This window comes from Pseudonocardia kongjuensis (assembly GCF_039526905.1).
GTDB lineage: Bacteria > Actinomycetota > Actinomycetes > Mycobacteriales > Pseudonocardiaceae > Pseudonocardia > Pseudonocardia kongjuensis.
The window spans coordinates 117491-128166 of the sequence record NZ_BAAAJK010000024.1; the positions used below are offsets into that span (position 1 = coordinate 117491).

The following is a 10676-nucleotide window of genomic DNA, read 5'->3' on the forward strand; positions in this document are numbered from 1 at the left end:
CGGGTGCTGGGAGCGCCGTCCGGGGACGGGCTCAGCCCGGGGTGCCGGCCAGCCGGTCCAGGATCAGCCCGGTGACCCGCTCCGGGCGCTCCTGCTGCGGGAAGTGCCCGGTGCGCGGGAGGGCGTGGTGGTCGAACCCGGCACCGGCGAACCGGCGGGTGCGGCGCATCGTGGTGTCCAGCACGCAGGGATCGTCGGCGCCGTGCACCTGGAGCACCGGGACGCCGACCGGGCCGGACACGGCGCGGGCGAACCGGTGGCCCTCCGGGCGGAACAGCGACCGCACCGCCCACCGGTAGTACTCCAGCGCGCAGTGCGCGACGGTGGAGATCCGGATCGCCTCCCGGTTCCGGGCCACCGCACCGGCGAAATCCGCGGTCGTCGCCCACTCCGGCCCGGCCCAGGCGCGCATGATCGCCCCGACCCGGGCGCCGTGCCCGGCGCGCAGCGAGCGCTCCGGCAGCCGCGGGACCTGGAAGCCCGCCATGTACCGGCTGGCCCGGCCCTGACCGAGCGGATCGCGCAGCACCGCGTCCCGCATCGTCACCGGGTGCGGGGCGCCGAGCGCGGTCAGCGAACGCACCAGCCGCGGGTGCAGCGCCGTCACGCTCCAGGCGATCGCCGCACCCCAGTCGTGCCCGACGACGTGCGCCCGCCGCTCCCCCAGCGCCCGGATCAGGCCGGCGCAGTCACCGGCGAGGGTCCAGAGGTCGTAGCCGCGCGGGGGCTTGTCGGTGTCGCCGTAGCCGCGCAGGTCGGGGGCGACGGCGTGGAAGCCGGCGTCGCCGAGCGCGCGCAGCTGGTGCCGCCAGGTCCACCAGAACTCGGGGAAGCCGTGCAGCAGCACGACCAGCGGGCCGTCGGCGGGGCCGTGTTCGGCCACGTGGATCCGGATGCCGTTGGCCGACACCGCACGGTGCGTCCACGGACCGTCGATCCGCACCAGCGCGGGATCGGCCGGCCCGTCGCGGCCCACCGGGGGGTCAGCCCGCTGCGGCGTGCCGTCCGGACGGGCCGTCGGTCAGCTCGCGCACGTTGTCACCGCCGCGGCCGCGCTGGGACAGCACCTGGGCGGAGTCCTTCAGCGAGTCGATGGTCCGCTCCGGCTTGCGGATCTTGCGGACGCGCAGGTAGCCGAGGAAGCCGAACAGCCCGGCGAGCAGCAGCATGACCAGGAACGTGATGCCGAACCCGGCCGCCCGGTTGAGCCACAGCGACAGGAACTCGGCGAGGGTGAAGAACAGGTAGAACAGGCTGAACAGCGCGATCACCGCGGCGATCACGAAGAAGACGCTGCCCTGGACGCCCTTCTTCACCTCGGCGGTGACCTCGGCCTTGGCCAGCTCGACCTCGGACCGGACCAGCGTGGACAGGTGCGTGGTGACGTCCTTGGCGAGCGCCCCGAGGGACGCGTCCCGCGGCCCCGGCTCCGGGGAGAGCGGGATCGAGGGCAGGACCGGCGGAACCTCCGCGTTGCCCGACTGGCTGTTGCTGGCCACCGTCTTCCCTCCTGCGCTCGGCGATCAGTGAGCCGCCATCGTGCCACGGGGGACCATCGCCCGCTCGCCCGCGCCACGCCGGTCCCGGCTCCTCACTCGTCCGGGCGGCCGCGCAGCTTCTTGATCTGCCCCCGCCGGTTCTTCGCGTCCAGCCTGCGGCGTTTCGACCCGGCGGTGGGACGGGTGGGCCGTCGGGTGCGCGGTTCGGGGGCCGTGGCCTCCCCCAGGACGGCGGCGAGTCGCGCGCGGGCGGCCTCCGGTTGCGGAGCTGGCTGCGGTGCTCGGCGGCGACGATCGTCAGGACGCCGCCGGTCAGCCGGTTCCGCAGCCGCTCCAGCGCGCGTGCCCGCAGGTCCTCCGGGACGCTCGGCGAGCCGGCCAGGTCGAACGACAGCTCGACCCGGGAGTCGGTCGTGTTGACGCCCTGCCCGCCCGGCCCGGAGGCGCGGGAGAACCGCCAGGACAGCTCCCGTTCGGGCACGACGAGGCCGCGCCGCACCCGTATCCCGTCGGAGTCCACGACGGGCATGGTGACACCGACGGCCCCGGACGCGACGATCGCGCCGGGGCCGCCGGGTCACCGCTGCGGGGTCACTCCTCCTTGGAGTCCTTCATGCCGGTGGAGATCAGGTCCATCACCGACGAGTCCGCCAGCGTCGAGACGTCGCCGACCTCGCGGTTCTCCGCCACGTCGCGCAGCAGCCTGCGCATGATCTTGCCGGAGCGGGTCTTCGGCAGCTCCTCGACGACCATGATCTGGCGCGGCTTCGCGATCGGGCCGATCTCCTTCGACACGTGGTCGCGCAGCGCCTTGATGGCGTCCTCGCCGCCGTCCTTCGCCGCGCTGCCGCGCAGGATGACGAACGCGACGATGCCCTGCCCGGTGGTCTCGTCGGACGCGCCGACGACCGCGGCCTCCGCCACCGTGGGGTGGCTGACCAGCGCCGACTCCACCTCGGTGGTGGAGATGCGGTGCCCGGACACGTTCATCACGTCGTCCACCCGGCCGAGCAGCCAGATGGCGCCGTCGTCGTCGTACTTCGCGCCGTCACCGGCGAAGTAGTAGCCCTGCTCGGCGAACCGGGACCAGTAGGTGTCGCGGTAGCGCTCGTTGTCGCCCCAGATCCCGCGCAGCATCGACGGCCACGGCTGGTCGAGCACCAGGTAGCCGCCCTCGCCGTTGCCGACCGGGGTGCCCGAGTCGTCGACGACGGTCGCCGAGATGCCGGGCAGCGGCCGCATCGCCGAGCCCGGCTTCGTCGCGGTGACGCCCGGCAGCGGGGCGATCATCTGCGAACCGGTCTCGGTCTGCCACCAGGTGTCGACGATCGGGCAGCGATCCTTGCCGATCTTCTCCCGGAACCACATCCAGGCCTCGGGGTTGATCGGCTCGCCGACCGTGCCGAGCACCTTCAGCGACGACAGGTCGTACTTGGCGGGGATGTCCTCGCCCCACTTCATGAACGTCCGGATCAGCGTCGGCGCCGTGTAGTAGATGGTGACGCCGTACTTGTCGACGATCTCCCAGTGCCGGCCCTCGTGCGGGGTGTTCGGGGTGCCCTCGTAGATCACCTGGGTGGCGCCGTTCGCCAGCGGCCCGTAGACGATGTAGGTGTGCCCGGTGACCCAGCCGATGTCGGCGGTGCACCAGTAGACGCTCTCGCCCGGCTTGTGGTCGAACACGACGTTGTGGGTGTACGCGGACTGCGTCAGGTACCCGCCGGAGGTGTGCAGGATGCCCTTCGGCTTACCCGTGGTCCCCGAGGTGTAGAGGATGAACAGCGGGTGCTCGGAGTCGAACGACTCCGGGGTGTGCTGGTCGGAGGCCGAGTCGACGGCGTCGTGCCACCAGACGTCGCGGCCGTCGGTCCACGGGACGTCGGTCTCGGTGCGCTTCACGACGAGCACGTGCTCGATCGTGGTGCCCGCGACGGCCTCGTCGGTGTTCTCCTTCATCGGCGCCGGCTTGCCGCGCCGGTACTGGCCGTCGCTGGTGATCAGCAGCTTCGCCTCGGCGTCCTCGATCCGGGCCTTCAGCGCGCCCGGCGAGAACCCGCCGAAGACGACGCTGTGCAGCGCGCCCAGCCGGGCGCAGGCCAGCATCGAGAAGACCGCCTCGGGGATCATCGGCAGCTGGATCGCCACCCGGTCGCCCTTGCCGACGCCGAGCGCGGCGAGCGCGTTCGCGGTCTTGGAGACCTCGCGCTGCAGGTCGGCGTAGGTGATGGTGCGGGAGTCGCCGGGCTCGCCCTCCCAGTGGATCGCGACCCGGTCCCCGTTGCCGGCCTCGACGTGCCGGTCGGCGCAGTTGTAGGCGACGTTCAGCTCGCCGCCGACGAACCACTTCGCGAACGGTGCCTCCCATTCCAGGACGGTGTCCCAGCGCTTGGTCCAGTGCAGGCGGTCGGCCTGCTCCGCCCAGAACCCGTCGCGGTCGGACTCGGCGCGCTCGTACCACTCGGCGGTGGCGTTGGCCTGAGCCGCGAACTCCTCGGGCGGCGGGAACGAGCGGCTCTCGGTGGACAGTGCGCTCAGTGCTGAGCTGGTTCCTGAGCTCTTCTCGGACTCGGCCATGTCCTCGTGTCCTCCTTGACGCGGCGTGATTCCGGCCTCTCGGCCTGCGTACCCACCAGGGTGCGCACGTGTGCGTGACGACGCTAGTGAACCGGATGGCGCCGTGCACCGTCCGACGGGACGGGTGGTTTCCGCACCGACCGGCGGGCGGCGGCGTCGTCCCAGGTCATCGGGGTTGCGACAGGCCGACGACGACCACGGCGCATCGGCGAGGCCGCGGACCGGCGGCCGACGGACGGCCGACCGGCGGACGACGAACGGTCCACTGCGTACGGAGCCGGGTGGGAGAGCCGGTACCCGAGAGTAGGGCACCGCTTGCGACGATGACACGCATGGCCCGTCCCCCGACCGACGACCCGCTGGCCCCGCTCACCGGCCTGCCCGGCGTGCCCGAGGCGGTCGCCCGGGCGCGGGACGCGACCACCGAGGTGCACAACCGGCCGGTGAACCGGCGTGGCTGGCCCGCGACGGCCGCCGAGGCCGCGCTGCGTGCCGCCCGGTCGTCGGCCGCGCTGGACGGTGCCCCGCTGCGGCCCGCGACCGCCGATCACGTGTCCGATCCGGTGCTGGCCGGGGCGGTCCGGATCGCCGACGAACGCGCTCGGCTGCTGGAGGTGTGGGGCCGGGCGCCGCTGCAGGCGCTGGCCCGGCTGCACGTGCTCGCGGCGACCGACCTGGTGCCGACCGAGGAGCACGAGGCGCTGCTGGGGCGGCCGCGGCCGGGGGCGTCGGCCCGGCTCGCCGGGCTCGCCGACCTGCTCGGCGGCGGCACCTCGGTGCCGGCCCCGGTGCTGGTCGCGGTGGTGCACGGCGAGCTGCTGACGCTGCGCCCGTTCGGCACCGCGGACGGGGTGGTCGCCCGCGCCGCCGCCCGGTTGACGGCGATGTCGTCCGGCCTGGACCCGCGCGGCCTGTCGGTGCCGGAGGTGGGATTCCTGCGCCGGCCCGCGGAGTACCGGGAGGCGGCGGAGGCGTTCGGCTCCGGGACCGCCGACGGGGTGGCCCGCTGGATCGTGCACCTGTGCACGGAGTGGGAGGCCGGTGGCCGGGAGGGCCTCTCGATCGCGGCGGCCCAGTCGGTCTGACACCCGATCGGCCCGGACAGTGAGCCGGGCGGCGTCCCCTGGGGGACACCGCCCGACCCGACGCGCGGTCCGGGTTCCTGGCGTGCACTACGTGTCGTGTACGACGGCCTCGGCGCCCGGCGTCCCGGTACGCAGGCCCACGACGACATGCCTCCCGCGGCGTGCTCGGCGTGGAGTGCCCGGCTCACGCGTACGGAGCCCGGCCGGGGGAGACGGGTTCTTCTCCTCCGAACCGCCCCTGGCCTGACCGGGGTCCGTGACCCCGTTCCTAGACCTGTCGGGGGCCGTCGGGCAACCCTCGCGCGCAGGTGCACCGGTTCAGCAGCGATCCGTGACCGGCCAGATCACCCGCCCGCGCGGCGACGACGCACCGGACGGCGGTCGCGGCCGATGAGTTCCGTCCGTCCGGGCGGTCGGACAGGGGGAACGGGCCACCGACGAGAGGGCGCAGCGATGACCACCACCGGCGAACCGCAGCTGATCACCACCGAGGCGGCCGTGACGGCCGTCGTGCGCGGGGTGGTGCCCGCGCCGGAGCTGCCCGCGTTCTACGACCGGGCGTTCGGGGTGCTCCCGCGGACCGTCGCCGCGCAGGGCGTCACGGTCGTCGGTCCGGCGTTCGGGCTCTACCACGGGCTGCCCGGCGAGCAGTTCGATCTGGAGGCCGGGTTCCCGACCGACCGGGCCGTGCAGGCCGAGGGCGAGGTGCTCGCCGGCGAGCTGCCCGGCGGCCGGGTGGCGCGGTCCGTGCACGCCGGGTCGTTCGACGGGCTCGGCGCCGCCTGGCAGCGGCTCGGCGAGTGGATCACCGCGCAGGGCCTCACCCCGGGCGGCACGTTCTGGGAGGTCTACCTCACCGAGCCGACGCCGGACATGGACCCGGCCGACCTGCGCACCGAGCTCAACTGGCCGGTCGGATGAGCGGCCGGGGGCGCCGTCGTCCCCTGGCCATCCCGGCCACCGCGAGCACCGCGAGCCCGGCACCGGTCGCGGCCGCGATCCGGGTCCGGCGACCGGCCGGTGCGGGCGGCCGGACCGCGGCCCGGCCGTCGGTTCCGCCGGCGGCGGCACCCCGGCCGGCTCCGTCGGCGGCCGTACCCCGGCCGGCTCCGCCGGGGGTGAAGCGGTCGGCGAGCCGGTCCCGCAGCCGGAACAGCCGGTCCCGGCGGGACGCGGCCCGGACGAACCCGAGCACCGGCCAGCCGCGTTCCCGGGCGATCGCCCGCAGCTCGCGGTCCGGGTTCACCACGGCCGGCCTGCCGACCGCCTCCAGCAGTGGGAGGTCGGTGATCGAGTCGGTGTAGGCGGCGCACCGGTCCAGGTCGAGCCCGAGCTCGGCGGCGATCTCCCGGGCGGCCTGCGCCTTGCCCTCGCTGTAGCAGTAGAAGTCGATGTCGCCGGCGTAGCGGCCGTCCTCGGTCCGCATGGTCGTCGCCCGGAACCGGTCGACGCCGATCAGTTCCGCGATCGGCTCGACGACCTCCAGGCCGGACGCCGACAGCAGCACGATCTCGGCTCCCTGCGCACGGTGCCGCTCGATCAGGCGCACCGCCTCCGGGTACACCAGCGGGCCGATCACCTCCTGCAGCGTCTCCGCGACGATCGCCCGGACGCGCTCGACCTCCCAGCCCTGGCAGATCAGCACCATCCGCCGGCGCAGGGTGTCCATCGTGGACGCGTCGGCGCCGGCGAGCACGAGCAGCAGCTGCGCCCACGCGCCGCGGGCGACGGTGGCCCGGTCGACCAGCCCGTGCCGGGCGAACGTACTGGCGAACGCCAGCGCGCTCGATCCGGCGATGATCGTGTTGTCCAGGTCGAGGAAGACGGCCTGGGGGGCGGGTTCGGCGGTGCTGGTGGGCGCGTCGGACACGTCCACCAGCCTGCCCGGTGGGCGACCGGCCGCGCACCGCCGCCCCCTCCGGCCGGGGCCGGACCGTCATCCGGACGCGCTCACCGGTCCCCGCCCGGTTCACCCTCCTGCACCCCTCCGGCGCGCCGCCGCCGGAACCGGTCGGCGCAGGCCACAGGCGGGGTATGGGCGGGACAGCACGATTCCGGCTACAGTTGTGTGAGCTCGGACGTGGTCCGGGCGGGTTCAGCTCGACCCCCCGGGGCTGAACCGACAGACGGCCCCCGCCAATCCCCCCTGGCGGGGGCCGTCCTCTGAGCGGACCAGGGTGGTAGCCGATCGCGGCTCCCCGGGCCACCCGCCATCCACAGGACGGCCGGTTCTCCCCAGGTTGTCCACAGGCGGACACATCGCCGGTCCGGCGGCGCCGCGGCACCGCACGCTCGTACCGGGGCCCGCACCGGCGGGCCGGTGGGAGGTGCGGCGGGGATGGACCGGCGCTGTCTGGTCGTGGCCGACGACCCGGATCTGCTCGACGCGTTGCTGCGCATCGCCGCGGCGGCCGACATGGAGGCGCAGCGCGCGATCGACGCCGCCGACGCCCGGCGGGCCTGGGCGCGGGCCCCGGCCGTGCTGCTCGACCGGGCCGGCGCGGTGCGCTGCCGGGAGGCCGGGTTCGGGCGCCGCGGCTCCGTCGTGATCGTGGTGACCGGCGAACCGGCCGCCGAGGACTGGCGGGCCGCCGTCGCGCTCGGCGCGGACCGGGTGGTCCAGCTGCCCGCCGGGGAGGCGGCGCTGGCCGGGATGCTCGCCGACGTCCGCGACCGCGCCGGCGGGGCGCCCGGCCGGGTGCTCGCGGTGGTCGGCGGCTGTGGCGGCGCGGGCGCCTCGGTGCTCGCCACCGCCGTCGCGGTCGGGGCCGCCCGCGCCGGGAGCGCCGCGCTGCTGGTCGACTGCGATCCGCTCGGTGGCGGGCTGGACCTGCTGGCCGGCATCGAGGAGGAGGCCGGACTGCGCTGGCCCGGGCTCACCGTCGGCGACGGCCGGGTGCAGGCCGCATCGCTGCGCGGCGCGCTGCCCCGGGTGGTGTCCGGCCGGGCGGAGCTGTCCGTGCTGTCCTGTGCGCGCTCCCCGCACGGCCCGGAGCCCGCCGCGGTCGGCGCCGTGCTCGACGCCGGGCGCCGGGCGGGCGGGACGGTCGTCTGCGACGTCCCCCGCTACCCGACCGACGCGGCGCTCACCGCGGTCGCCGCCGCCGATCTCACGGTGCTGCTGGTGCCGGCGACGCTGCGGGCCGGCGCCGCCGCGTGCCGGGTGGCCGACGTGCTGGCCGAGCACGCGCAGGTGGTCGAGCTCGTCGTGCGCGGGCCGTCGCCGGGCGGCATCACCCCCGGCGAGGTCGCGTCCTGCCTCGGCCTGCCGCTGCTGCACGCGATGCGCCCGGCGCGCGGCCTGGCGGGCGCGCTGGAGCGCGGCCGCGTCCCCGGCGCGGGCCGCGGTGCGCTGTCGGTCGCCGCCCGCGTGCTGCGGGACCGGCTCGGCGCGCTCGACGTCGCGCACCGGGCGGCGTCGTGAACCCGCTGGTCGACCGGGTCCGGGCCCGGCTGGCCGACGCCGGCGGCGAGACCGGCCCGGCCGCGGTCGCCGCGGCGGTGCGGGCCGAGTCCGGCGGCGTCGCGTCCGACATGGACGTGCTGGCCGCGCTCCGGTCGCTGCGCCAGGAGTTCACCGGGGCCGGTCCGCTCGATCCGCTGCTGCGCGACCCGGCCACCACCGACGTGCTGGTCACCGCGCCGGACGCGGTGTGGGTGGACCGGGGCGACGGGCCGCGCCGGGTCGCCGTCACCTTCCCGGACGAGGCCGCCGTGCGCCGCCTCGCGCAGCGGCTCGCGCTGGCCGCCGGGCGCAGGCTCGACGACGCCAGCCCCTGCGTCGACGGCCGGCTCGCCGACAGCGGGGTCCGGCTGCACGCGGTCCTCCCGCCGGTGGCCGCGGCCGGGACGGCGATCTCGCTCCGGGTGCTGCGCCCGGCGAGCCACGACCTGGCCGCGCTGCGCCGCAGCGGGACGTTCGACGCGACCGGCGAGGCCCTGCTGCGGGCGGTCGTCGCCGCCCGGCTCGCCGTCCTGGTCGGCGGCGGTACGGGCAGCGGGAAGACGACCCTGCTCAATGCGTTGCTCGGCGCGGTCGACCCGGGCGAGCGGATGATCACCGTGGAGGACGCCGAGGAGCTCCGGCCCCGGCACCCGCACGTGGTGCGGCTCGTCGCGCGCCCGCCGAACATCGAGGGCTCCGGTGGGGTGCCGCTGCGCGAGCTCGTCCGGCAGGCGCTGCGGATGCGGCCGGACCGGCTGGTGGTGGGCGAGGTCAGGGGCGCCGAGGTCGCCGACCTGCTCGGGGCGATGAACACCGGTCACGACGGGGGCGCCTGCACCGTGCACGCGAACTCGGTGCGCGAGATCCCGGCCCGGATGCGGGCGCTCGCCGGGCTCGGCGGGATGCCGCCCGCGGCGCTCGACGGCCAGCTCACGGCGGCGGTCCAGGTGGTGCTGCACATGCGCAGGCGCCCGGGCGCGGGCCGGGAGCTGCACGAGATCGGGGTGCTGCACGACGACGGCGGCCCGCAGGTCGCCGCCGCGTGGACCCGGTCCGGTGGGCCGGGCCCGGGTGCGGAGCGGTTGCGCGCCCTGATCCGTGAGCGCGGGGGGTGGGTGCCGTGCTGAGTCCGCTGAGTCCGCTGAGTGCGCTGAGTGCGCTGCCCTCCCCCGCCCGGGTCGTCCCGGTCCTGCTGTTGCTCGCCTGCGCCGTGACCGGGCTGCCCGGGTGCGGGGCCGGGCGGCGGTTGCGCGGGCTGGGCCGCGGCCGGGCTGGGCGGGCCCGCCGGCCGGTGCCCGCGGCGGCGGCCGGGTACCTGCTCGCCGGGCTCGGCGGGCTGGTGCTGCTCGGCCCGGCCGGATCGGCCTGCGCGGTGGGTGCAGCCTGGTTCACCCGGCGGCGGCGCGCGGCCCGGCGCCGGGCGGAGCGGGCCGTCGCGGCGGCCGGCGAGCTGGCCGACGCGCTCGCCCGGATCGCCGACGAGATCCGGACCGGTGCGCATCCGGCGGCGGCGCTCGCCGGGTGCTCGCAGGACGGGCCGCTCGCCCGCGGCGTGCTGGAGCCGGCGGCGGCCGCCGCCCGGATCGGCGAGCCGGTCCCGGGCGCGCTGCGCCGGGCGGCGACCGGTCCGGCGGGCCGCGACGTCGAACGGATGGCGGCAGCCTGGGAGCTCGCCGACCGGCACGGCGCACCGCTCGCCGGGCTGCTCACCCAGCTCCTCGACGACCTCCGGTGGCGGATCGCGCACGGTGCGCGGGTGCGGGCGCAGCTGGCCGGGCCGCGGGCCACCGCCGCCGTGCTGACCGCGCTGCCGCTCGCCGGGGCGGGCCTCGGGCAGCTGATGGGGATCGCCCCGCTGACCGTGCTCCGCACCGGATGGCACGGGCCGGGCCTGCTGGTGCTGGGGGTCCTGCTGACGATCTGCGGTGCCGCGTGGTCGGACCGGATCCTGCGCGCGGCGGTGCCGTCGTGATCGCGGCGGCGCTCGGCCTGGCCGCGGCGGCGCTGGTGGCGGGCGGGGCGCGCCCGGCGGCCGGGCGGCGGCGCGCCGTCCGCGGCCCGGGGCCGCCCCGG

At 76.4% G+C, this 10676-nt stretch carries 9 protein-coding genes and 1 pseudogene; 5 read left to right on the top strand and 5 right to left on the bottom strand.

Annotated features, from left to right (window positions below):
- Window positions 1-31: 31 nt before the first annotated feature.
- From ABD160_RS20685 to acs, 4 genes and pseudogenes are all read right to left on the bottom strand, one after another.
- Window positions 32-976, bottom strand: coding sequence for an alpha/beta fold hydrolase (locus ABD160_RS20685; RefSeq protein ID WP_344024952.1), 945 nt, complete (start codon window positions 974-976; stop codon window positions 32-34).
- A 7-nt stretch (window positions 977-983) separates the two neighbouring features.
- Window positions 984-1499 (bottom strand): phage holin family protein, encoded by a 516-nt coding sequence (locus ABD160_RS20690; RefSeq protein WP_344024954.1) that lies wholly within the window; start codon window positions 1497-1499, stop codon window positions 984-986.
- Between the two features lie 92 nt (window positions 1500-1591).
- Window positions 1592-2028 (bottom strand): annotated as a pseudogene (gene arfB / locus ABD160_RS20695) (alternative ribosome rescue aminoacyl-tRNA hydrolase ArfB).
- 62 nt (window positions 2029-2090) lie between these two features.
- The gene (gene acs, locus ABD160_RS20700) at window positions 2091-4073 is read right to left on the bottom strand and encodes an acetate--CoA ligase (RefSeq protein WP_344024956.1); all 1983 of its coding nucleotides are present in this window, start codon (window positions 4071-4073) and stop codon (window positions 2091-2093) included.
- A gap of 332 nt (window positions 4074-4405) precedes the next feature.
- Between acs and ABD160_RS20705 the strand changes: the two genes are divergently transcribed.
- Together ABD160_RS20705 and ABD160_RS20710 are read left to right on the top strand one after the other, a co-directional pair.
- Window positions 4406-5158, top strand: coding sequence for an oxidoreductase (locus ABD160_RS20705; protein ID WP_344024958.1), 753 nt, complete (start codon window positions 4406-4408; stop codon window positions 5156-5158).
- Window positions 5159-5611: 453 nt separating this feature from the next.
- Window positions 5612-6079 carry a GyrI-like domain-containing protein gene (locus ABD160_RS20710; RefSeq protein ID WP_344024960.1) on the top strand — a complete coding sequence of 156 codons (468 nt, stop codon included), beginning with the start codon at window positions 5612-5614 and terminating at the stop codon, window positions 6077-6079.
- On the opposite strand, the gene ABD160_RS20715 is transcribed toward ABD160_RS20710, so the two are convergent.
- Entirely contained in the window at window positions 6060-7028 is a 969-nt protein-coding gene (locus ABD160_RS20715; protein WP_344024962.1) for an HAD family hydrolase, read from the bottom strand. The two genes, ABD160_RS20710 and ABD160_RS20715, sit on opposite strands and share 20 nt — an antisense overlap.
- 468 nt (window positions 7029-7496) lie before the next feature.
- Here ABD160_RS20715 and ssd point away from each other — a divergent pair, with 468 nt between their 5' ends.
- The 3 genes from ssd to ABD160_RS20730 are packed head-to-tail and all read left to right on the top strand — an operon-like array spanning window position 7497 to window position 10575.
- Window positions 7497-8582 carry a septum site-determining protein Ssd gene (gene ssd / locus ABD160_RS20720; protein ID WP_344024964.1) on the top strand — a complete coding sequence of 362 codons (1086 nt, stop codon included), beginning with the start codon at window positions 7497-7499 and terminating at the stop codon, window positions 8580-8582.
- Entirely contained in the window at window positions 8579-9730 is a 1152-nt protein-coding gene (locus tag ABD160_RS20725; RefSeq protein ID WP_344024966.1) for a TadA family conjugal transfer-associated ATPase, read from the top strand. The genes ssd and ABD160_RS20725 overlap by 4 nt, the downstream gene beginning before the upstream one ends.
- Window positions 9724-10575, top strand: a complete 852-nt coding sequence (locus tag ABD160_RS20730; protein ID WP_344024968.1) for a type II secretion system F family protein — start codon at window positions 9724-9726, stop codon at window positions 10573-10575. The genes ABD160_RS20725 and ABD160_RS20730 overlap by 7 nt, the downstream gene beginning before the upstream one ends.
- Window positions 10576-10676: the final 101 nt, after the last annotated feature.

Coding starts and splice junctions, on each gene's coding strand:
- ssd (WP_344024964.1), top strand. CDS start 7,497: ATGGACCGGCGCTGTCTGGTCGTGGCCGACGACCCGGATCTGCTCGAC.
- acs (WP_344024956.1), bottom strand. CDS start 4,073: ATGGCCGAGTCCGAGAAGAGCTCAGGAACCAGCTCAGCACTGAGCGCA.
- ABD160_RS20705 (WP_344024958.1), top strand. CDS start 4,406: ATGGCCCGTCCCCCGACCGACGACCCGCTGGCCCCGCTCACCGGCCTG.
- ABD160_RS20710 (WP_344024960.1), top strand. CDS start 5,612: ATGACCACCACCGGCGAACCGCAGCTGATCACCACCGAGGCGGCCGTG.